The sequence below is a fragment of the Bradyrhizobium sp. MI1.3 genome, from assembly GCF_055811695.1.
Genome location: NZ_JBVVPQ010000028.1, coordinates 79,353 through 99,171, shown reverse-complemented (window position 1 = coordinate 99,171; position 19,819 = coordinate 79,353). Strand labels below are relative to the sequence as shown.

At 64.9% G+C, this 19,819-nt stretch carries 22 protein-coding genes; 8 read left to right on the top strand and 14 right to left on the bottom strand.

Annotation, left to right across the window (positions count from 1 at the left end):
* Positions 1 to 203: 203 nt before the first annotated feature.
* Genes AC0L3A_RS21480 through AC0L3A_RS21470 form a run of 3 tightly spaced genes read right to left on the bottom strand, consistent with a single transcriptional unit; the run spans position 204 to position 3,984 of the window.
* The gene (locus AC0L3A_RS21480) at positions 204 to 1,268 is read right to left on the bottom strand and encodes a nickel/cobalt transporter (RefSeq protein ID WP_219680343.1); all 1,065 of its coding nucleotides are present in this window, start codon (positions 1,266 to 1,268) and stop codon (positions 204 to 206) included.
* Complete coding sequence (locus tag AC0L3A_RS21475) at positions 1,265 to 1,903, bottom strand: DUF1007 family protein (RefSeq protein ID WP_007597162.1); 639 nt, start codon at positions 1,901 to 1,903, stop codon at positions 1,265 to 1,267. The genes AC0L3A_RS21480 and AC0L3A_RS21475 overlap by 4 nt, the downstream gene beginning before the upstream one ends.
* Entirely contained in the window at positions 1,903 to 3,984 is a 2,082-nt protein-coding gene (locus AC0L3A_RS21470) for a M3 family metallopeptidase (RefSeq protein WP_219680347.1), read from the bottom strand. Before AC0L3A_RS21470 ends, AC0L3A_RS21475 begins: the two co-directional genes overlap by 1 nt.
* A gap of 136 nt (positions 3,985 to 4,120) precedes the next feature.
* Here AC0L3A_RS21470 and AC0L3A_RS21465 point away from each other — a divergent pair, with 136 nt between their 5' ends.
* The 5 genes from AC0L3A_RS21465 to AC0L3A_RS21445 all read left to right on the top strand — a co-directional run bounded on the left by AC0L3A_RS21465 (position 4,121) and on the right by AC0L3A_RS21445 (position 8,919).
* Positions 4,121 to 4,375: a hypothetical protein gene (locus AC0L3A_RS21465; protein ID WP_007597166.1), complete on the top strand. Its 255-nt coding sequence runs from the start codon at positions 4,121 to 4,123 to the stop codon at positions 4,373 to 4,375.
* A 672-nt stretch (positions 4,376 to 5,047) separates the two neighbouring features.
* Positions 5,048 to 6,190, top strand: coding sequence for a type III PLP-dependent enzyme (locus tag AC0L3A_RS21460; protein ID WP_018453321.1), 1,143 nt, complete (start codon positions 5,048 to 5,050; stop codon positions 6,188 to 6,190).
* Positions 6,191 to 6,319: 129 nt separating this feature from the next.
* On the top strand, positions 6,320 to 6,907 hold the full coding sequence (locus AC0L3A_RS21455; protein ID WP_007597169.1) for a GNAT family N-acetyltransferase: 588 nt from the start codon (positions 6,320 to 6,322) through the stop codon (positions 6,905 to 6,907).
* Between the two features lie 134 nt (positions 6,908 to 7,041).
* Entirely contained in the window at positions 7,042 to 7,431 is a 390-nt protein-coding gene (locus AC0L3A_RS21450; RefSeq protein WP_007597171.1) for a RidA family protein, read from the top strand.
* Between the two features lie 45 nt (positions 7,432 to 7,476).
* Positions 7,477 to 8,919 carry a homospermidine synthase gene (locus AC0L3A_RS21445; RefSeq protein WP_473255141.1) on the top strand — a complete coding sequence of 481 codons (1,443 nt, stop codon included), beginning with the start codon at positions 7,477 to 7,479 and terminating at the stop codon, positions 8,917 to 8,919.
* Positions 8,920 to 8,992: 73 nt separating this feature from the next.
* Here the strand turns inward: AC0L3A_RS21445 and AC0L3A_RS21440 are convergent, their stop codons facing one another.
* The 11 genes from AC0L3A_RS21440 to AC0L3A_RS21390 all read right to left on the bottom strand — a co-directional run bounded on the left by AC0L3A_RS21440 (position 8,993) and on the right by AC0L3A_RS21390 (position 17,043).
* The gene (locus AC0L3A_RS21440) at positions 8,993 to 9,328 is read right to left on the bottom strand and encodes a hypothetical protein (protein WP_007597175.1); all 336 of its coding nucleotides are present in this window, start codon (positions 9,326 to 9,328) and stop codon (positions 8,993 to 8,995) included.
* Positions 9,329 to 9,416: 88 nt separating this feature from the next.
* Positions 9,417 to 10,133, bottom strand: a complete 717-nt coding sequence (locus AC0L3A_RS21435; protein ID WP_219680356.1) for an MgtC/SapB family protein — start codon at positions 10,131 to 10,133, stop codon at positions 9,417 to 9,419.
* A 30-nt stretch (positions 10,134 to 10,163) separates the two neighbouring features.
* A complete protein-coding gene (locus tag AC0L3A_RS21430; protein WP_219680615.1) occupies positions 10,164 to 11,183 on the bottom strand; it encodes a WD40 repeat domain-containing protein in 1,020 nt (339 codons plus the stop codon).
* Positions 11,183 to 12,232, bottom strand: coding sequence for a CobW family GTP-binding protein (locus AC0L3A_RS21425; protein WP_007597188.1), 1,050 nt, complete (start codon positions 12,230 to 12,232; stop codon positions 11,183 to 11,185). The genes AC0L3A_RS21430 and AC0L3A_RS21425 overlap by 1 nt, the downstream gene beginning before the upstream one ends.
* Positions 12,233 to 12,286: 54 nt before the next feature.
* Positions 12,287 to 13,150: a metal ABC transporter solute-binding protein, Zn/Mn family gene (locus tag AC0L3A_RS21420; protein ID WP_007597189.1), complete on the bottom strand. Its 864-nt coding sequence runs from the start codon at positions 13,148 to 13,150 to the stop codon at positions 12,287 to 12,289.
* A 5-nt stretch (positions 13,151 to 13,155) separates the two neighbouring features.
* Positions 13,156 to 14,025 carry a metal ABC transporter permease gene (locus AC0L3A_RS21415; protein WP_007597190.1) on the bottom strand — a complete coding sequence of 290 codons (870 nt, stop codon included), beginning with the start codon at positions 14,023 to 14,025 and terminating at the stop codon, positions 13,156 to 13,158.
* Positions 14,026 to 14,031: 6 nt separating this feature from the next.
* On the bottom strand, positions 14,032 to 14,787 hold the full coding sequence (locus AC0L3A_RS21410; protein ID WP_007597191.1) for a metal ABC transporter ATP-binding protein: 756 nt from the start codon (positions 14,785 to 14,787) through the stop codon (positions 14,032 to 14,034).
* A gap of 2 nt (positions 14,788 to 14,789) precedes the next feature.
* A complete protein-coding gene (locus tag AC0L3A_RS21405) occupies positions 14,790 to 15,038 on the bottom strand; it encodes a hypothetical protein (protein WP_035993672.1) in 249 nt (82 codons plus the stop codon).
* 44 nt (positions 15,039 to 15,082) lie between these two features.
* Positions 15,083 to 15,583, bottom strand: a complete 501-nt coding sequence (locus AC0L3A_RS21400; protein WP_148775145.1) for a hypothetical protein — start codon at positions 15,581 to 15,583, stop codon at positions 15,083 to 15,085.
* Positions 15,580 to 16,191 carry a permease gene (locus AC0L3A_RS21395; protein WP_473255140.1) on the bottom strand — a complete coding sequence of 204 codons (612 nt, stop codon included), beginning with the start codon at positions 16,189 to 16,191 and terminating at the stop codon, positions 15,580 to 15,582. The genes AC0L3A_RS21400 and AC0L3A_RS21395 overlap by 4 nt, the downstream gene beginning before the upstream one ends.
* 255 nt (positions 16,192 to 16,446) lie before the next feature.
* Positions 16,447 to 17,043, bottom strand: a complete 597-nt coding sequence (locus AC0L3A_RS21390; protein ID WP_007597204.1) for a superoxide dismutase — start codon at positions 17,041 to 17,043, stop codon at positions 16,447 to 16,449.
* A 238-nt stretch (positions 17,044 to 17,281) separates the two neighbouring features.
* Here AC0L3A_RS21390 and AC0L3A_RS21385 point away from each other — a divergent pair, with 238 nt between their 5' ends.
* The 3 genes from AC0L3A_RS21385 (at position 17,282) to AC0L3A_RS21375 (ending at position 19,819) form a co-directional block, all read left to right on the top strand.
* The gene (locus tag AC0L3A_RS21385; RefSeq protein WP_473255139.1) at positions 17,282 to 17,809 is read left to right on the top strand and encodes a GNAT family N-acetyltransferase; all 528 of its coding nucleotides are present in this window, start codon (positions 17,282 to 17,284) and stop codon (positions 17,807 to 17,809) included.
* A gap of 82 nt (positions 17,810 to 17,891) precedes the next feature.
* On the top strand, positions 17,892 to 19,277 hold the full coding sequence (locus tag AC0L3A_RS21380; RefSeq protein WP_473255138.1) for an MATE family efflux transporter: 1,386 nt from the start codon (positions 17,892 to 17,894) through the stop codon (positions 19,275 to 19,277).
* A gap of 107 nt (positions 19,278 to 19,384) precedes the next feature.
* Positions 19,385 to 19,819, top strand: coding sequence for a DUF2147 domain-containing protein (locus AC0L3A_RS21375; protein WP_088941344.1), 435 nt, complete (start codon positions 19,385 to 19,387; stop codon positions 19,817 to 19,819).

Here is a 19,819-nt window from a genome sequence, read left to right as displayed (position 1 = left end):
TTTTGGGGTCGCGCGCCGCCGCTCGGTCGTTGTTTTTTTTTTTTCCCCCCCCCCCCGCCCGCGGGGGGGGGGGGGGGCCCCCCCCCCCCCCCCACGGGTGAGGGGTTGTCTCCGCGAGCGATCCTCTTGCAGCTGCGTTCGCGGATAGAACCCCTCATCCGGCGCTTCGCCCCACCTTCTCCCACAAGGGGCGAGGGAAAAACTCAAAAACACGTCGTCCGTTCGGCCGCGACGTAACCCAACAACAGGCCTGCGCCGAACAGCAGCACGAGGCCGGCGGCGGCGAATTCGATGCCGCGCATGAACAGTGCGCCGCTGCCGTCGCGTCCGGCGCTCAGGCGGGCGACGATGTCCTTGGCGGAGACGGCGACCACCGCAATGGCCGCGACCGTGATCGCGGTGCCGAGCCCCATCAGCAAGGTCGCGGCGATGCCGGCCCAGAACAGGCCCTGGGCCAGCGCGAACACCAGCACCAGGATCGCGCCCGAACAGGGACGGATGCCGACGGTCAGGATCGCGGCAAAGCCGCGCCCCCAGCCACCGGGGCCGGCGAGCTCGCTCGGGGTGGGGCCGTGGGAATGGCCGCAATGCTCGTCATGGACGTGGTTATGCTGGTGGTGATGATGGGCGTGCGCATGGTGATGGTCGTGATCATGGTCATGCGGCACGCCCGCGATCGCCGGCACCGGTTGAACCGCCTGCAGCGCACGGATGAAAGTGCGGCCCTTGACCCAGACCAGGCGCAGACCGAACAGCGCGATCAACGCGTAGCTCGCGATCTCGATCACGCCCTCCGCCTTGCACATGGTCTTGGCGGTCGCATTCAGCACCCAGGCCGAGATGCCGACGATCAGGATCGCCACCAGCGACTGCATCAACGCCGAGGCAAACGACAGCGCGATGCCCCGCCGGGCGGTCTCGCGATTGGCGACGAGATAGGAGGCGATCACCGCCTTGCCGTGGCCCGGGCCGGCCGCGTGGAAAATGCCATAGGCAAAGGAAATGAACAGCAGCGTCCACACCGCGGAGCCATCGGACTTCGCGGCGCGGATGGTCGCCGACATCTGCCGATAGAATTCCGACTGTTTTGCCAACAGCCAGCCGATCAAGCCGCCGGCCTCGGGCTGGGCAGCTTGTGGCGAACGCGGCGCGCCGAACGGGTTCTGCGCGAGGAGATCGTGGAGCGCCGCATCGGTCACGCCCACGACGAGAAGAACGCCGGCGCAGACAGCGAGCCCGCGTGCCATGGGCGTGAGTTGCCGCTTCACGGGCAATCCACCGTGATCTTGTTGGCGAACATCATGCCGAAATTGGAATTCTCGCCGTTCATGAAGGTCTGCTCGTTGAGCTTCTGCGCACTCGCGGTGCCGTCGCTCGGCCGCTCCAGCTTCATCTGGCAGCCGGCGGGCGCGCCGACCAGCTTGACCGGATTGTCCTTGGCCATCTGGAAGTCGATGAAGAAGGAGCGGTCGAACACTTCGAGCATCAATTGCTTGGGCTTGACCGGGTTCTTCAGCGGCAGCGTGAAGTGCAGGGTCAGCACGCTATCCTTGTAGTCGAGGAAATAGTCGACCGGCTCCTGGAATCGCTCCTTCTTGCCGTCGGCTCGCGCGAAGGTGAAGTAGGCATATTCCTTCAGCGACTCGACATTGGTCTGCGCCAGCGGCCCCAGCTCCTCGCGGGTGTAGGCGCCCTTGGTCTTGCTCTCGAGCCCCTGCACCGCATAGGCCGAGAACATGTCGTCAAACGTCCAGGCGTGGCGCACGCCGGTGATGCTGCCGTCCGCGGCATAGAGCAACTCGCTGGTCGCAGTGATCCAGACATGCGGATGCGCCCGCGCCGCGCCTGCCGCGAGCGACAGGGCGACACCGAGCAGCAGCCCCAACAGGGCCCGCATGCCCATCAGGCCGCCTTCGGAGCGTCGAGCAGGCCGCGGCGACGCAAGAGCGCGTCGGGCTCCGGCGGGCGGCCGCGGAAGGCCTCATAGGCGGCTTCCGGATCGACCGATCCGCCGCTCGAGTAGATGTCATCGTGCAGGCGTTTTGCGACGGCGGGATCGAAGATGTCGCCGGCTTCCTCGAACGCGCCGAAGGCGTCGGCATCCATCACCTCCGACCACATGTAGCTGTAATAGCCGGCGGCATAGTGATCGCCGGTGAAGATGTGACCGAATTGCGTGGGACGGTGACGCAGCGAGATCTCCTCGGGCATGCCGATCTTTTCCAGCTCGCGTCTCTCGAAGGCGCGGACATCCTGCGCGGCGGAGGCCGGCTGGGTGTGGAATTCGAGATCGATCAGCGCCGAGGAGACGAACTCGACGGTGGCAAAACCCTGGTTGAATTTTCGCGCGGCCAGGAACCGTTGCAGCAGATCGTCCGGCAGCGGCTCGCCGGTCTGGTAGTGGCGGGCGAATTGCTGCAGCACCTCGGGCCGCTCCTGCCAGTGCTCGTAGAGCTGCGACGGCAACTCGACGAAATCGGTGAACACGGAGGTGCCCGACAGCGACGGATAGGTCACGTTGGAGAGCATGCCGTGCAGGCCGTGGCCGAACTCGTGGAACAGGGTGCGGGCGTCGTCCGGCGACAGCAGCGAGGGTTCCCCATCCGCGCCCTTTGAGAAGTTGCAGATGTTGAGGATCAGGGGTGCGACCTCGCCGTCGAGCTTCTGCTGGTCGCGCAGCGAGGTCATCCAGGCGCCGGAGCGCTTCGACGGCCGGGCGAAGTAGTCGCCATAGAACAGCGCCTTGTGCTTGCCGTCCTGCCCCTTTATCTCCCAAACCCGGACGTCCGGATGCCAGACCGGCACGTTCTTGCGCTCCTCGAAGGTGACGCCGAACAGGCGCGTGGCACAGTCGAAGGCGGCGGCGATCATGTGATCGAGCGCCAGATACGGCTTGATCGCGGCGTCGTCGAAATTGGCGCGCTGAAGGCGGAGCTTTTCGGCATAGAAGCGCCAGTCCCAGGGGGCGAGCTTGAAATTGCCACCCTCCTCCGTGATCAGCGCCTGCATGTCGTCGCGATCGGCGAGCGCCCGCGCCCGCGCCGGCTTCCAGACCCGCTCCAGAAGGCCGCGCACGGCTTCCGGCGTCTTGGCCATGGAATCCTCGAGCCGGTACGCCGCGAAGGTCGGGTAGCCCAGGAGATTGGCGCTTTCCTCGCGCAGCTTCAGGACCTCGACGATGGTCGCGTTGTTGTCGTTGGCGTTGCCGTTGTCGCCCCGCGCGGTGAAGGCCTTGTAGACCTTCTCGCGCAGGTCACGCCGGGCCGAGCTCTTCAGGAACTGTTCGACCGAGGAGCGCGACAGGGTGACGATGGCCTTGCCGGCCATGCCGCGTTCTTCCGCCGCAGCCTTGGCACTGGCGACAAAACTCTCCGGCAGGCCCTGGCGGTCGGCTTCGCCGAGCTCCATGAACCATTCCTGCTCGTCGCCGAGCAGATGATGACTGAAGCTGGTGCCGAGCTGGGCGAGTCTCTCGTTGATCTCCGCCATCCGCGTCTTGGCCTCTTCGGAGAGGCCGGCGCCGGAACGGTGGAAGCGGGTGTAGGTACGCTCGAGCAGGCGGAGCTGTTCCGGTGTCAGACCGAGATTGGCGCGGTTCTCGTGCAGCTGGGCGATGCGGCCAAACAGCACGGCGTTCATCATGATGGGATTCCAGTGCCGCGCCATCCGCAAGGAAACCTCCTTGTCGATCTCCAGGATGGCCGGGTTGGAATGCGCCGAGACGAGGTCGTAAAAGACTGACGCAACCTTGCTGAGCAGCTTGCCCGAGCGCTCCAGCGCCGTGATGGTGTTGGCGAAGTCGGGCGCAGTCGGGTCGTTGGTGATCGCAGCGATCTCGGCGGAGTGGTCCGCGAAGGCCTGCTCGAAGGCCGGGAGGAAGTGCTCCGGCCTGATCTCGTCGAAGGGCGGGGTCGCAAATGGCGTCACCCAGGCCTTCAGCAGCGGGTTGGTCTCGGAGTCCGTAGTTTGGCGGGTTTCTGACATTACAAGTCCCGATTTGTGGCTCGATTGTTGCGGCCAGCTATAGCACGCGATGGGGCTTTTTTGGGCCATTTGCCCTTGCTCCCGGCTGCCTTTTCGGGGAGATTGCGGCCCTTCAAAGCCTAGGACCCCTGAGCTCATGAACGCGACTTCCTCGTCTTCCCGTCGGATCGTCTGGCCGAGCGTCATCACCGTCATCAGCGCCGCCATCCTGATCGGCGCCGAGGTGTTCGGCGCGGCGTTTGCCGGCGGCTGGGCGCTCGCGATCCTGTTCGGGCTGGGCGAGCAGGGCACGCACATCCTTCAGGCCGCGCTGTTCGCGCTCGGCGTGCTCGTCATGACTGCCTTCATCCGCGCCGCTCAGCGCGTCGAGCCGTTCACGAAGCGCGGCTGAAGCGCGCACGCGCGCGAGTGACGCGCGCCGCACAGAAAACTTAACGCGCGTTCATCTTCCGCGTCGCTCGCGCAACACTGCGCAAGCAGATGTTAGGCAATTCTGTTCGCAGCCTAAAAAATCTCTTGCGAAGCAGAGTCAAAACACTTATGTGCGGATTGCCCAATTTCGCACGTGCCTGTGGTCGTGTGTCAGTCGGTAGGTATCCGGACAAGAGGCCGGACAGCCGCCAAGGGGCGAAGAAGCCGAGGGGCTCTTCGGAAGTGTGGAAGTCGGAAGGCTCATAGCCGGAAGACGAAAGCAAACCCGGAGCGTCCAGCATCTCTCTCAAAGAGATGCCTTGTCGAAGGTGACTTTGCTCTTTGCAACCGTGACTGGCAGCCGGAGGCGAACCGGCGCACCCCGCTCTCAACGGGGGACGCGACTTAAAGCAACGACGGATCGGGCTTTTTTGGTCTCTACCGGCAGTCCAACGCCGGCGCGGGCTACTGAAAAGGCTTGTCCTTCATTGCCAGGTGTGCGGGCGGGAACATTCCCAACCAATCCACGGCAGCACAGTCTGATCTGAGTCTTTGGCTCGTCGCGCCTCCATCGCGCGATCTGGCCGGAGCGCTCTTATCCGACGTCATTTTTTGAACGGATCCCCGTCGCTGGGCCGTTTGGGAGAGTGCTATGACCGACCGTATCCAGGAATTCCTGCGCAACCGCCGCAGCGAGGGCCTCGACACCGAACCGTGCCTCGTCGTCGACCTCGAAGTCGTGCGCGACAATTACCAGACCTTTGCCAAGGCGCTGCCCGACAGCCGCGTGTTCTATGCGGTCAAGGCGAACCCGGCGCCGGAAGTGCTGGCTTTGCTCGCCTCCATGGGCTCCTGCTTCGACACCGCCACGGTCGCCGAGATCGAGATGGCGTTGGCCGCCGGTGCGACGCCCGACCGCATCTCCTTCGGCAACACGATCAAGAAGGAGCGCGACATCGCGCGTGCCTTCGCGCTCGGCATTCGGCTGTTCGCGGTCGATTGCGCCGCCGAAGTCGAGAAGGTCGCCCGTGCCGCTCCCGGCGCAAAGGTGTTCTGCCGCATCCTCTATGACTGCGCCGGCGCCGAATGGCCGCTGTCGCGCAAGTTCGGCTGCGACCCGGAGATGGCCGTCGACGTGCTCGACGTTGCCAAGCGTCTGGGCCTGGAGCCGTGCGGCATCTCCTTCCATGTCGGGTCGCAGCAGCGCAAGGTGAAGGCGTGGGACCGTGCGCTGGCGATGGCCTCGCAGGTGTTCCGCGACTGCGCGGAGCGCGGTATCAACCTGACCATGGTCAACATGGGCGGCGGTTTCCCGACCAAGTACCTGAAGGACGTGCCGCCGGTGGTCACCTACGGGCGCTCGATCTTCCGCGCGCTGCGCAAGCACTTCGGCAACCAGATTCCGGAGACCATCATCGAGCCGGGCCGCGGCATGGTGGGCAACGCCGGCATCATCGAGTCCGAGGTCGTGCTCATCTCCAAGAAGAGCGACGAGGACGAGGTGCGCTGGGTCTATCTGGACATCGGCAAGTTCGGCGGTCTCGCCGAGACCATGGACGAGTCGATCCGTTACGCCATCCGCACCCCGCATGACGGTGCGGACATGACACCGTGCGTGCTCGCTGGGCCAACCTGCGACAGCGCCGACGTGCTGTACGAGAAGAACCCGTATCCGCTTCCGGTGACGCTCGAGATCGGCGACAAGCTGCTGATCGAAGGCACCGGGGCCTATACGTCGACCTACTCGGCGGTGGCGTTCAACGGCATCCCGCCGCTGAAGACCTACCATATCTGATCGCCTCTCTTTCCGAGGCCTGACGAACCCGGGAGCCGGCTTGCCGGCTCCTCCCTGACATTTCGATCTGACGACGCCTTGGACCGGCGTGCTTTGCGCACGTCGGTTTCAAGCGGGGACTGACGCGCCATGACTGCTCTTCGGAAGACACAGGTTGACCCCACCTCGAAAGCCGCTCCGTTCGCGATCCGTGCGGAGCGTGCTGGCGACGTTGCGATGCGTGAAGCGCTGCTCGATGCGTCCTTTGGCGATAACCGCCATGGCCGCACCTGCCAGCGCCTGCGCGACGGACGCGCACCCGCAGCCGGCCTTGCGCTGGCCGCGATGCGCGAGGGGAAGCTCGTGGGAACCGTGCGGCTGTGGCACGTCAGCGCCGGAGGCAGGCCCGCTCTGGTCCTCGGACCGCTGGCGGTGGACCCTGCTTGCCGCGAGCTCGGGATCGGCGCCGCGCTGATGCAACAAGCGCTGGCTGCCGCCCGGGCGCGCGGGCATGCCGCCGTGATCCTGCTTGGCGATGCCCCTTATTACGCCCGCTTCGGCTTCTCAGCCGCCAACACCGGCGAGCTGTCGCTGCCCGGTCCGTTCGAGCGCGACCGCCTGCTGGCGATCGAATTCGAAGCGGGTGCGCTGGATGGCGCCGCCGGGATGATCGTCCCGACTGGCGCGGCCCTACCCAAACGGAGGCTAGTTCGCGGCCTCGAGGCGCGCGCGGCGTAAGGGATTGCCATGATCGCGATGACCAAAGCCGCGGCGAGCGGAGATGCTCGCGCGACCCTTTGCTTTAGGGTTGCGCGGGCCTGAGAAACGCCCTTTAACCCGCCAAACGCCCCCTTCAGTCGAGGCCCAAGACCATGTCCCGTCGCCTGATCTCCACCGGCTCTCCGCTTGAGAAGACCGTCGGCTACAGCCGCGCCGTGATCGACGGCGAGTTCGCCTTCGTCGCGGGCACCACCGGCTATGACTACACGACGATGGCCATGCCGGCCGATGTCACGAGCCAGTCACGCAACTGCTTCAAGACCATCGAAGCCGCCCTGCAGGAGGGCGGATTCGAGATGGCCGATATCGTCCGCGCGACCTATTACGTCACCGACGCTAGCTATATCGATGCCCATTTCGCCGTCTGCGGCGAGGTTCTCGGTGACATCAGGCCGGCCGCGACCTTGGTGGTCGTCAGCGGCCTCGCCAAGCCCGAGATGAAGGTCGAGATCGAAGTCACCGCCAAGCGCCGTAGCGCTTGATCCACCCACCCTTTGTCCGCCAGCACGTTCCGGAGAAACCATCCCATGAGCCCCGCCTCGCAGATCTACGCGAAGATCACTGGTCCCATCGTCATGGTCGGCTTCGGCTCCATCGGGAAAGGCACGTTGCCGCTGATCGAGCGGCATCTCGAATACGACAAGTCGCGCGTCACCGTGATCGATCCCAAGGACGAGGGCCGCAAGGCGCATTGCGAGAAGCACAATGTGCGTTTCATCCAGAAGGCCGTGACCAGGGACAATTATCGCGAGTTGCTGACCCCGCTGCTCACTGAGGGCGGCGGCCAGGGCTTTTGCGTCAATCTCTCGGTCGATACCGGTTCCACCGACATCATGGAGCTCTGCAACGAGCTCGGCGCTCTCTATATCGACACCGTCAACGAGCCCTGGCTCGGCTTCTATTTCGACTCCTCGAAAGGCCCGGAAGCGCGCTCCAATTACGCCCTTCGCGAAGCGACGCTGGCTGCCAAGAAGGCGCGCCCTGCAGGCTCGACGACGGCGGTCTCCTGCTGTGGCGCCAATCCCGGCATGGTCTCGTTTTTCGTGAAGCAGGCGCTGCTCAATGTCGCCGCCGATCTGAAGCTCAATGCCCCCAAGCCGAAAACCAAAGCCGAATGGGCGGACTTGATGCGACAGGCCGGCATCAAGGGCATCCACATCGCTGAACGCGACACCCAGCGCTCCAAGAAGCCGAAAGAGCCGGATGTCTTCGTCAACACCTGGTCGGTGGAAGGTTTTCTGTCGGAAGGCGTGCAGCCATCAGAACTCGGCTGGGGCACCCATGAAAAATGGATGCCCGAAAATGCGCGGACTCACGAAGCCGGCTGTGGCGCTGCCATCTATCTGATGCAGCCCGGCGCCAACACGCGCGTGCGCACCTGGTGCCCGACCCGCGGCGCGCAGTATGGCTTCCTCGTCACCCACAACGAGTCGATCTCGATCGCCGACTATTTCACCGTGCGCGACGCATCGGGCACGGCGGTGTACCGTCCGACCTGCCACTATGCCTATCATCCGGCTGACGATGCCGTGCTGTCACTGCATGAAATGTTCGGCCGCGCCGCGAAGATGCAGGAGAAGCACCACATCCTCGACGAGAACGAGATCGTCGACGGTATCGACGAACTCGGCGTGCTGCTGTTCGGCCATGACAACAATGCCTATTGGTACGGCTCGCAGCTCTCCATCGAAGAGACCCGCAAGCTCGCGCCCTACCAGAACGCCACTGGCCTGCAAGTGACCTCCGCCGTGCTCGGCGGCATGGTGTGGGCGCTCGAAAACCCGAAGGAAGGCATCGTCGAAGCCGACGAGATGGATTTCGATCGCCTGCTGGAAATTCAGCTGCCGTATCTCGGCCCGGTGAAGGGGTTTTATACCGACTGGACGCCGCTGACGGATCGTCCGGGACTGTTTCCGGAGGATATCGATACGTCAGATCCGTGGCAGTTCCGGAACGTTCTGGTGCGGTGAGAGCCGTCACCCAACTCTCCGCTCGTCATTCCGAGGCGCGCCACTTGGCGCGAGCCCGGAATGACAGGGGAGCCTACTTCCTCTCAATCGGCGGCGCGATCTTCTCGGCTGGCGCTGGCGGCAATGCTGGTTTAGCCGCACCGGCAGCCCCTTGCGTCTGTGGGTCGGGTCGCGCCGGCTCTGGGGCGGGCGTGGTCGGCCGGTCGCCGCCGGGCTTGGCTTCCGCGGGCTTGTTCTGATCGTCGGACGGCGTGCCCTGAAGGGGTTGCGTCGCCTGGGCCGTCTGCATCCGGGTCTCGGCGCGGATTTGCGCCAGCGACATGCCTGACACCACGACGCCTGCCGCGAACAGCGAGCAGGCAACCATCAGGTCGAGCTTCAGTCTGCGCTTGTCATATTGGCCGGGCATGTCGATCACCGCCTTTGTCCAGGGGATCAACGAAATCGCCGGTCTGCGGTTCCCTGCCCGTGACGGCCGGAACTCGACGCCTGCGCGCTCAATCCGTGGTGCTGACTTCCCAGGTGGCGTGGCGGACGCCGGGCAGGTGCTGGAGATCGGTCGCCACCGCATTCAGCTCGTTCGGATCGACGGCGCTCGCGACCAGCTTTGCCACGATCTCGATCAGATCGTCCCCAGTCTCGACCATTTCGATATCGGCCACCAGATATTTTGCGCCCTCGAGCTTCTCGACCAGGCGGTCGCGCATGTCGGGCAAGGCGTCCGGTGCGACCGCGAGTTTGAAGTAATAGGTCGCCTCGGAGGTCTTCTCGTTCAGCGGAATGCGGTTGATGGCGTTGACCAATGGCCGCAACATGGTGTTGCCGGCAATCACGAACACCGTCAGCGCCGCCGCCTGGGCAATCATGTCGGCGCCCGCGCAGGAGCCGACCGCGGCCGAAGCCCATAGCGTCGCCGCGGTATTGAGCCCGCGCACGTCCATCCCCTGCTTCATGATGACGCCGGCGCCGAGAAAGCCGATGCCCGAGACGACGTAGGAGATCACCCGCACCGCGCCGTCGGCGCCGGTCAGGTGCATGGCGAGATCGACGAAAGCGGCGGCGCCGACCGCGACCAGCACGTTCGTACGCAGGCCCGCGGTGCGCTGGCGGTACTGCCGCTCGGCACCGATCAGCGTGCCCAGCACGAAGGCCGTGAACAGACTGACCAGCGTGTCCGCAAAGTCAGCGATCTGGAAGGTCGTCAGAAACCGCATGGCCCCATCTACGGCCGGAACAATGACAGATCAAAGCTCCAGCAGCCCGCCATCCCCATTTTCGTCGGCGAACGCCAGCAGCGTCCCCTTGGCGTTCCAGGCGAGCGCGGCCACCGGCGGCGTGCCATTGCGGCGGACAAGGATCTCGGCGCCGTCCTCCAGACGCACCATCAGCACGGTGCCGTCGCTATAGCCGGCGGCGAAGATGTCGTTCCTGGGATGGCATGCGACGACCGACACGCGCGCCTGGAGCGGCGCGAGCATCGCGGGCTCCTTGCCCATCGGGCCGTCCTTGCTGGCAAACGGCCACAGGATCACCGTGTCGGCGCCCGAGGTCGCCAGCGCCTTGCCGCCCGCGCTCCACGACATCGAGCGGACGCGGCCGGGATAGCCGGTCATACGCATGTGCCTGTTGTCGGCAAGCCGCCACCCGTGCAGCGCGGATTCGTGCATCGTGGTGACCAGGAATTTGTTGTCCGGGCTGAAGGTGACGCCGAGATGCGAGCCAGCCCAGGGCAGGAATTCGGCCGATCCCGCCATGTTGGGAAACCACAGCGTCGCGCCGTTGTAATGGGCGATCGCGAGACGCTGGCCCTTCGGCGCAAACGCGAGGCCGCCAACGGTTGAGGGCACCTCAAGCGACTTCTCCTCGCTCTTGCCGCTCTTGAAGAAAGCGGTCTTGCCGGCCGACCAGGCGTAGGCACCGTCCGGATGCAGCGCCACCGCATCGATCCAGCGCCGCTTCGGGTCGGTCGCAAGCAGCGTCACTTCGCCCTTGGCGTCGAGCGACACGACTTTTCCATCGTCGCCGCCCATCACGAGGCGCTTGCCGTCGGAGGCGGCGGAGAGAATGCCGCCGCTGTGCACCGCGACCTTGCTGATCTCGCCCTGGCCATCCACGAACGCGACAGTCTCCTCGCCGCCGACGAAGGCGGCGCGGGGCCCAAGGAAATGCACGGAGGTCACGACCATCCCGAGCGCGAGCGGCTTGACGCGCTCGGTGACGGAGACGATCGAGGCGGAATCGGCGGGCGGCGTAAACTCTTTCATCACGAGACGATGCAGCTCTCAAAACCCTGGCGAATGAGATCTTGCGGCAATTCGCGGCCGATGAAGACGAGGCGGCTCTCGCGCGGCTCGCCGTCCTTCCACTTCCGCTGGTGGTTGCCCTCCAGCATCATGTGGACGCCCTGGAAGACGTAACGGTCGTCGTCGTCGTGGAAGGCGAGGATGCCCTTGGAGCGCAGGATCTTGCCGCCCTCCACCTGCACCAGATTCTGGAGCCAGGGCATGAACACGTTGGGATCGAGCGGCTTGTCGGTCTTGAGCGACAGCGATTGCATATCCTCGTCGTGATAGTGCTTCAGGCCGTGGCCGTGATCATGATCGTGATGATGGTCGTGGCCGTGGTGATGATGATCATGGTCGTGGTCATGATCATCGGCATTCAGGAAGTCCGGCTCGATGTCGAGGATGCGATCGAGGTCGAAGGCGCCGCGGTCGAGCACGTCGGCCAAAGCCACCGAGCAGCGCTCGGTGCGGTGCAGCTTCGCATAGGGGTTGATGGCACGGATGCGGGCCTCGACCTCGGCAAGCTCGCCCTTGGTGACGAGATCGGTCTTGTTCAGCACGATGACGTCGGCAAAGGCGATCTGGTTCTTGGCCTCGGGCGCGTCCTTGAGACGGTCGGACAGCCATTTTGCGTCCGCAACCGTGACCACCGCATCGAGACGCGCGTTCTTCTGCACGTCCTCGTCGACGAAGAAGGTCTGGGCCACCGGTGCCGGATCGGCAAGACCGGTGGTCTCGACGATGATGGCGTCGAACTTGCCCTTGCGCTTCATCAGGCCTTCCATGATGCGCACGAGATCGCCACGCACGGTGCAGCAGATGCAGCCGTTGTTCATCTCGAACACTTCCTCATCGGCGCCGATGATGAGGTCGTTGTCGATGCCGATCTCGCCGAATTCGTTGACGATGACGGCGTACTTCTTGCCGTGGTTTTCCGACAGGATGCGGTTCAACAGCGTGGTCTTGCCGGCACCGAGATAGCCGGTCAGGACGGTCACGGGAATTTTTGGGGCGGTCGCTTCAGACATAACAACTCCGGACTTCGGGCTTTTCGCGCGACGCGAGGCGGGGTGGCCCCTGCCCTAGTGGTCAAGCGCGCTGGTCAGGGCCTTTATATTGTGCCTGACCATATCAATGTAAGTGGGTGCAGGCCCCTTTTCGCCGGTCAAACCGTCCGAAATCAGGGTCCCGCCGACTTTTGAGCCGGTCTCCGCCGCGATCCGCCGGATCAGCCGGTCGTCGCTGATATTTTCCAGGAACACGGCTGGGATTTTCTGGGCCTTGATCTGGCCGATGATGGTGGCGATGTCCCGCGCGCTGGGCTCGGTTTCCGTGGAGACGCCGAGCGGCGCGATGAATTGGACGCCGTATTCGGCGGCGAAATAGCCGAAGGCGTCATGGGTCGAGATCACCTTGCGCCGCTCCTGCGGGATTTTGGCCACGGCATCGCGGACCTCGCGGTCAAGCGTTTCGAGCTTTTCCAGATAGGCCTTGGCCTGGGCGCGGAAGAGCTCCGCGTCATCAGGGTCGGCCGCGGCCAGCGCATTGGCGATGTCGGTGACGTAGATTTTGGCGTTGGGAACGGACTGCCAGCCATGCGGGTCGGCGGCCGAACCGAGCTTGAGCGGCGCGATGCCGGCGCTCGCGGTGATCACCTGCGCCTTGGATCCGGAGGACTGCACGAGGCGCGGCAGCCAGCCCTCGAGACCAAGGCCGTTGACGATGACCAGCTTTGCGTCCGCGATCCGCTTCGCATCGCTGGGCGCGGGCGTGTAGACGTGGACGTCGCTGTCGGCCCCGACCAGCGTCGTCAGATTGATCCGGTCGCCGCCGACATTACGGACGAAATCGGCGAGGATCGAGAAGCTCGCGACGACCTTCAGCTGCTCCGCAGCGTGCAGCGGCGAGGCGATCAGCAAGAGCACACAAAGCAGGATGCGCCGCATCGCTGTCACGCTTCCAGATGCCGGCCGGGAAACAGCTGCCTGACGACGCCGCCGACCCGGCCGAACAGAACGGAGACGGTGTAGAGCGCGCTCGCCACCAGAATGATCGCAGGGCCCGAGGGCACACGGGTCTGGAACGACAGCACAAGACCTGCATAGCCGGAGACGGCGGCAGCGACGACCGCGATGCAGATCATGACGGTGAGATCGCGCGACCAGAACCGCGCGATGCCGGCCGGCAGGATCATCAGGCCGACCGCGAGCAGCGTGCCGAGCGCCTGAAAGCCGTTGACGAGGTTGATCACGACCAGCGCAAGGAAAGCGAGATGCGCAGGCCCGCCAGCCCGGCTCACGGTGCGCAAGAACAAGGGATCGACGCTCTCGATCACCAGCGGGCGATAGATCACGGCGAGCACCAGCAGCGTCACCGTGGCGTTGAAGGCGACGACCAGCAGCGTCTGATCGTCCATCGCGAGGATATTGCCGAACAGCACGTGCAGCAGGTCGATATTGGTGCCCTTGATCGAGACGATGGTCACGCCCAGTGCCAGCGAGGCCAGATAGAAGGTCGCGAGCGAGGCATCCTCCTTCAACCCGGTCGAGCGTGCGACGAGGCCTGCGAGGATCGCGACGGCAAAACCCGCGATCAGGCCGCCGGCCGTCATCGCGAACAGGTTGAGACCGGAAAGCAGGAAACCGACAGCGGCGCCGGGGAGGATGGCATGCGCCATGGCGTCGCCGACCAGGCTCATTCGCCGCAACATCAGGAACACGCCGATCGGCGCGCCCGCGAGCGACAGCGCGATGACGGCCGCGAGCGCACGTCGCATGAACTCGAATTCGGTGAACGGGCCGATCAGCGCGTCATAGAGCATCGGATATCAAGCCGCCCGTGAGCGGGCATCATCGGCCGAGCAGGCGGCGGCGCTGTCGTCGAAGGCTTCGCACATCCGCATCGCGACCATAAGGTTTTCCGGCGTCAGCACCTCTGCCGTCGGGCCCCACGCCACGGGCCCGCGCGCCAGCACCAGCGTCTCGCTGAAATGGGTGCGCACCATCTCCATGTCGTGCAGCGCGGCGAGGACGGTGCGGCCCTCGCCATGCCAGTGCTTCACCAGCGCCAGCAGATCGGCCGTGGTCTTGCTGTCGATGGCGTTGAAGGGCTCGTCCAGCACGATCAGCCGCGCGTCCTGGAGCAGCACGCGCGCAAACAGCACGCGCTGCATCTGGCCGCCCGAGAGTGTGCCGATCGGGCGGTTTTCGAAACCGTTGAGACCGACGGAAGCGATCGCGCGGAGGATCTTTTCGCGCGCCGCCTTGCCGATGCCGCCGAACAGGCCGGTCCCGCGCCATAGCCCGGTGGCAACGAAGTCCAGCACCGAAATCGGGAAGCTGCGGTCGATCTCCGCACTCTGCGGCAGATAGGCGATATCGCGGCTGTCGAGCCCGCCGAGATGGATGCTGCCGTCGAGTGGTCTGAGGATGCCGACAATGCCGCGCAGCAGTGTCGACTTGCCGGCCCCGTTCGGGCCGATCACGGCCAGCAACGCGCCCGGGGCGACCTCACCATTGAGGTGGTGCACGGCCGGGTGACGGTCATAGCCGAGCGTAACGTTGTGGAAATGCAGCGCCGCCATGGTCACCTCATCGCCAGGAAGACCACGCCCCAGAGCACGGCACAGACCGAGAGCGCGGCCGCGAGGCGGGCGGCCATCGTCATGCGCAGGATCGACCAATGCGCCGCCTGAGCCGGATGCGGAGAGGCCGCACCATGGATGTGTGCGTGGGTATGATCGTGTCCATGCGAATGCCCGTGGTCACGGGAATGATCATGGGAATGGCCATGAGCATGATCGTGATGATGGGCTTGGGACGCGGCGGGAACCATGCCGAAACGTTATATTATAACATTACCTCTGTCCACGCCGGGCTCTAGGGCTTCCCGATCACCATGGCGATGGCGGCGGCGACGAACGGGAACGGCACCGAAACCGCACAGCGAAACCAGACGAAACGGGCCGGCATGAACGGAATTTCCCACAAAATCACCCGCTGGAAGGCAAACAGCGCCCAAGCGACGACATAGGCGACCACCTGCGGTACCCCACCGCCCGATTTCAGCGCCACCGTACCGATCGAGAACCCGATCACCGGGCCGCCGGGGGTCGCGGCCCCGGCGACCACGGCAGTCGCGACCCCGAGCCAACCGCTGTCCGGGCCGAGCCAGCCGCTGATCACCTCCTGCGGGATGATGGCGGCGATGTAGCCGGAGCCGATCACCCCCAGCGCGATCCGGGGCACGATGTTGATGAAGTCCATGGAGCCTTCGCGCAGCGAGGCCTTGAACACCGGTGGGCCGCGGCGAAAGGCGATCAGGCCGACGCCGAACACCGAGCCCCACAACAGGATGTCGATTAGAAGCGCGGCGCTCAATTCTCGTCGTCCTTCAGGGCTGGCTTCGGATAGAGCCGGACATAGACGAAGCGGCCGAGCGCGCCTGCGAGCATCGGCAACGGCAGCGAGATGACGATGCGCCACAGCGTGAAGTCGGTACCCATGATCGGGATTTCCCAGGCCACCGCCCGGCCATAGCCGATCAAGGTCCAGCTCACGACCATGGCGATGGTGGCACCGAAATCGGCGCCGACCGCGAGCAACGCACTCGCCACGGGATAGGCGGTGAAGGGACCGCCGGGCAGGATCGCGCCGAAGGCAGTGCCGATCAGAAGGCCTTTCAGGCCCGATTTCGGCCCGAGCGCACGCGAGACTTTTTCGTGCGGCAGGATCTCGGAGATGAACGCACCGAGCATGCAGCCGGCCAGCACGCGCGGCAGGATGCCGCCGAACAGCGAGAGATCGTGGGTCAGGATCTCGAGAACACCGTCGGTGCCGTCACGCCGCCAGACCAGACCCGCGCTCACCGCCACCAGCGCTGCGATGATGATGGTCGACCAGCCGATCGGCTTGCGCACGCGCCCCGGCCGTGGCTCGGAGTCCGCGTCCTCGGCGGGCGCCGGGTCTTTCGGGGAGGGTTCTGACAACGGGCGCGTTCGGCTCGAGGGTGATGCCCGTCCTGATTAAGGGCGCCGCAGATGCGATGCAAACAGTACGATGACGGGAGCGATGCGCACCTCGCGCAGGGCCATGCGGGGCCGAATTCCGCACAGCAAAAAGGCGGCCGCACGTGCGACCGCCTTCCGTTGTTTCCGTCATTCCGGGGCGGCGAAGCCGAACCCGGAATCTCGAGATTCCGGGTCTGGTGCTAGCGCACCATCCCGGAATGGTGGCCTAAAATCTTACGCCTTGTCGAACAGGGACTCGACGTATTCCCAGTTCACGAGGTTCTCGACGAACGCCTTGAGATAGTCCGGACGGCGGTTGCGATAGTCGATGTAGTAGGAGTGCTCCCAGACGTCGCAGCCGAGGATCGGGGTGGCGCCGTGCACCAGCGGATTCTCGCCGTTCGGGGTCTTGGATATCTCGAGCTTGCCGTTCTTGACTTGGAGCCAGCACCAGCCGGAGCCGAACTGGCCGACGCCGGCCGCCTGGAAGTCGGTCTTGAACTTCTCGAAGCCGCCGAGATCCTCGTTGATCTTCTTCTCGATCTTGCCCGGCAGCTTGGTGCCGCCGCCATTGGGCTTCATCCAGCTCCAGAAATGGATGTGGTTGTAGTGCTGGCCGGCATTGTTGAACACCGCGGGGTTCTTGCCGAACGAGCCCTTGACGATCTCCTCAAGGGACTTGCCTTCCCATTCGGTGCCCTTGAGCGCGTTGTTGCCGTTGGTGACATAGGCCTGATGATGCTTGTCGTGGTGGAATTCGAGCGTTTCCTTCGACATGAATTGCCCGAGGGCGTCATAGGCGTAGGGGAGTGGGGGCAGCGTAAAGGTCATGGGTGTTGTCCGCGACTGATGGGGGAACGAGACTTAACGGTCACCCCTTATAGAAGGTTCCGTGGCCGTTAAATACCGCGAATTTTCCAGAAGGCATGGTGCGGCGGCTTGGCCGGATTGCATAAAATCGTCGCAAGGATGTCGGTCGTTTCAACCGGGCCGTAAAATATCATTGCCTTTGAGGTGCTTATGGCAGAACGAAACGCACCGGCGGCACGGAGATGCGAAAGAGAGAGCGATGAGCATCGAGATCGACATTTTGAACGGCGACGCCTCATGGCCGATCGCACAGCCCCTGCTCAGCGCCGTCTGGGGACGCGACGCCGTCGAGAAGCCCTCCTGGGCTCACGTCAAATGGGCCAATGCCGATTTGCGCGTGCTGATCGAGACGCCCGATGATGGTCTCGTCTGCCATGTCGGCATCTATTTCCGCACCGTCACCTGGAACGGGCAGAAGGTTCACATCGGCGGCATCGGCGGCGTCTGCACGCGGGAGGACCGGCGCGGCCGCGGCTATGCCACCATGGCGATCGACGCCGCGCTGCATACCATGCGTGCCAACGAGGCGGTCCGCTTCGCGCTGCTGTTCTGCGAGCCGCACAATGTCGCGTTCTACCAGAACCGCAGCTGGCTCCCCTTCAAGGGCGAGGTCTATTGCGAGCAGCCGGAGGGGCGGATCCGCTTCACCCACATGGCGCCCTATGTCTGCAACATCGTCAGCGCGCCGACGCTGGGCACCATCGACCTCTGCGGCCTGCCCTGGTGAGCCCTGCGTGAAGCGAGGCTGGCGCCGGCGCCGCACGCCATATAATATGTCGGTCATCATCCAATATTCCGCGCGGTGACACATGACGATCGACGCCTCGATAGACGCCGTGCCGCCGCCTGCCCCGGTCGCCTCCCCCATCGCCGGCTTGCTGACGGCACCGATCCTGCCCACACTGCTGCGGCTTGCGATCCCCAACATGATCGCGATGGTCGGCAGCACGCTGGTTGCGGTCGCCGAGACCTCCTATATCGGCCGGCTCGGCACCATCCCGCTCGCAGCGATCGCGCTGGTGTTTCCGTTCGCCATGCTGACGCAGATGATGAGCGCGGGCGCGATGGGCGGCGGCGTCTCGTCTGCGATCAGCCGCGCGCTCGGCGCCGGCGATCGGACCCGTGCGGCGACGCTGGCGCTGCACGCCGCCATCATCGGCCTCTGCGGCGGGCTTTTCTTCACGGTGACGATGCTCGTCTTCGGCCGCTCGTTCTTCATGCTGCTGGGCGGGCGCGAGCGTGTACTCGAGGAAGCCAGCGGCTATTCGCAAATGCTGTTCTCCGGCGCGGTCGCGATCTGGCTCGTCAACACGCTGGCCTCGGTGATCCGCGGCACCGGCGACATGCGTCTGCCCTCGATGGCGCTGATCGGGACGAGCGTGCTCCAGATCGCGCTCGGCGGCACGCTGGGGCTTGGCCTATTCGGCGTGCCGCAATTCGGCATGCCCGGCGTCGCCGCCGGTCAGTTGATCGCGTTCACCTGTGCTGCGATCTTTTTCCTCTGGTATCTCTGGTCCGGCCGCAGCCGGCTGCCGCTGGATTTCCGCGCCTTCCATTTCGATCGCGCGTTGTTCTTCGACATCCTCAAGGTCGGCGCGGTCGCCTGCCTGTCGCCGCTCCAGACCGTGCTCACCATTTTGATCTTCACCAAGATCCTGGCGACCTTCGGCACCGAGATGTTGGCCGGTTACGGCATCGGCTCGCGACTGGAATTCTTGCTGATCCCGATCACCTTCGCCTTCGGCATCGCATCGGTGCCGATGGTCGGCATGGCGATGGGCGCCGGACAGGTGAGGCGCGCGCGGCGCGTGGCCTGGACCGCGGCCGCGGCCTCGGGAATTACGGTCGGCCTGATCGGCCTCGTCATCGCGCTCGATCCGTCTCTGTGGGTTTCGCTCTTCACCAGGGATGCCGGCGTCGCCGCCGCCGCGCACAGCTACTTCCACTGGGCGGGCCCGACCTTTGTGTTCTTCGGCATGGGCGTGTCGCTGTATTTCTCCTCGCAAGGCGCGGCGCGGGTCGGCGGTCCCGTGCTCGCCTCCACCGCGCGCCTTCTGATCGTCGCGATCGGCGGCGGCACCCTCATGATGGCGCAGGCTCCAGCCTGGACCCTGTTCGCACTGGTCGGCGGCGCCATGGTGGTGTTCGGGCTGTCGACCGCAGGCTCGGTCGCCTTGGTGCGCTGGGGCAAATGAGCGCAGGTCAATGCACGCAGGCAGATAAACGCAGGAATGTGATTCCATCCAGCGTTGCACTATCCTGCTGGGCTGCTATGGAGGCGCTCCACCTCGGGGCTCTCTTCATGACTTCCAGATTCGCTGCTCTCATCGTCCTTCTGGCTGCGTTCCTTGGCGCGACTGCCGCCCATGCGCAGAGCGCCGACGGGACCTGGCTCACCCAGGCCGGGGATGCCCGCGTCAAGATCAGCAAATGCGGCGGCGGCATCTGCGGCAACGTCGTCTGGCTGCGTGAACCCCACGACACCGCGACCGGCCAGCCCGCTACCGATAGCAAGAATCCCAATCCCGCCCTCGCCAGGCGCCCGATGATCGGCTTGCCATTGTTCAGCGGCATGCAGCCTTCAGGACCGAACAAATGGTCGGGCCAGATCTACAATGCCGACGACGGCAGCACCTATGCGAGCAGCGTGACCGTGACATCTGCGGATTCACTGCGGGTCGAAGGCTGCGTCGGCGCGCTCTGCGGCGGCGAAACCTGGACCCGCGCGGGGCGCTAG

Excerpts from the sequence above, each read along its gene's own strand:
- AC0L3A_RS21435 (WP_219680356.1), bottom strand. The coding sequence starts at position 10,133 with ATGCGGTTTCTGACGACCTTCCAGATCGCTGACTTTGCGGACACGCTG.
- AC0L3A_RS21455 (WP_007597169.1), top strand. The coding sequence starts at position 6,320 with ATGACTGCTCTTCGGAAGACACAGGTTGACCCCACCTCGAAAGCCGCT.
- AC0L3A_RS21470 (WP_219680347.1), bottom strand. The coding sequence starts at position 3,984 with ATGTCAGAAACCCGCCAAACTACGGACTCCGAGACCAACCCGCTGCTG.
- AC0L3A_RS21380 (WP_473255138.1), top strand. The coding sequence starts at position 17,892 with ATGACGATCGACGCCTCGATAGACGCCGTGCCGCCGCCTGCCCCGGTC.
- AC0L3A_RS21450 (WP_007597171.1), top strand. The coding sequence starts at position 7,042 with ATGTCCCGTCGCCTGATCTCCACCGGCTCTCCGCTTGAGAAGACCGTC.
- AC0L3A_RS21445 (WP_473255141.1), top strand. The coding sequence starts at position 7,477 with ATGAGCCCCGCCTCGCAGATCTACGCGAAGATCACTGGTCCCATCGTC.
- AC0L3A_RS21390 (WP_007597204.1), bottom strand. The coding sequence starts at position 17,043 with ATGACCTTTACGCTGCCCCCACTCCCCTACGCCTATGACGCCCTCGGG.
- AC0L3A_RS21375 (WP_088941344.1), top strand. The coding sequence starts at position 19,385 with ATGACTTCCAGATTCGCTGCTCTCATCGTCCTTCTGGCTGCGTTCCTT.
- AC0L3A_RS21420 (WP_007597189.1), bottom strand. The coding sequence starts at position 13,150 with ATGCGGCGCATCCTGCTTTGTGTGCTCTTGCTGATCGCCTCGCCGCTG.
- AC0L3A_RS21425 (WP_007597188.1), bottom strand. The coding sequence starts at position 12,232 with ATGTCTGAAGCGACCGCCCCAAAAATTCCCGTGACCGTCCTGACCGGC.
- AC0L3A_RS21385 (WP_473255139.1), top strand. The coding sequence starts at position 17,282 with ATGAGCATCGAGATCGACATTTTGAACGGCGACGCCTCATGGCCGATC.
- AC0L3A_RS21465 (WP_007597166.1), top strand. The coding sequence starts at position 4,121 with ATGAACGCGACTTCCTCGTCTTCCCGTCGGATCGTCTGGCCGAGCGTC.
- AC0L3A_RS21405 (WP_035993672.1), bottom strand. The coding sequence starts at position 15,038 with ATGGTTCCCGCCGCGTCCCAAGCCCATCATCACGATCATGCTCATGGC.
- AC0L3A_RS21430 (WP_219680615.1), bottom strand. The coding sequence starts at position 11,183 with ATGAAAGAGTTTACGCCGCCCGCCGATTCCGCCTCGATCGTCTCCGTC.
- AC0L3A_RS21415 (WP_007597190.1), bottom strand. The coding sequence starts at position 14,025 with ATGCTCTATGACGCGCTGATCGGCCCGTTCACCGAATTCGAGTTCATG.
- AC0L3A_RS21410 (WP_007597191.1), bottom strand. The coding sequence starts at position 14,787 with ATGGCGGCGCTGCATTTCCACAACGTTACGCTCGGCTATGACCGTCAC.
- AC0L3A_RS21460 (WP_018453321.1), top strand. The coding sequence starts at position 5,048 with ATGACCGACCGTATCCAGGAATTCCTGCGCAACCGCCGCAGCGAGGGC.
- AC0L3A_RS21475 (WP_007597162.1), bottom strand. The coding sequence starts at position 1,903 with ATGGGCATGCGGGCCCTGTTGGGGCTGCTGCTCGGTGTCGCCCTGTCG.
- AC0L3A_RS21440 (WP_007597175.1), bottom strand. The coding sequence starts at position 9,328 with ATGCCCGGCCAATATGACAAGCGCAGACTGAAGCTCGACCTGATGGTT.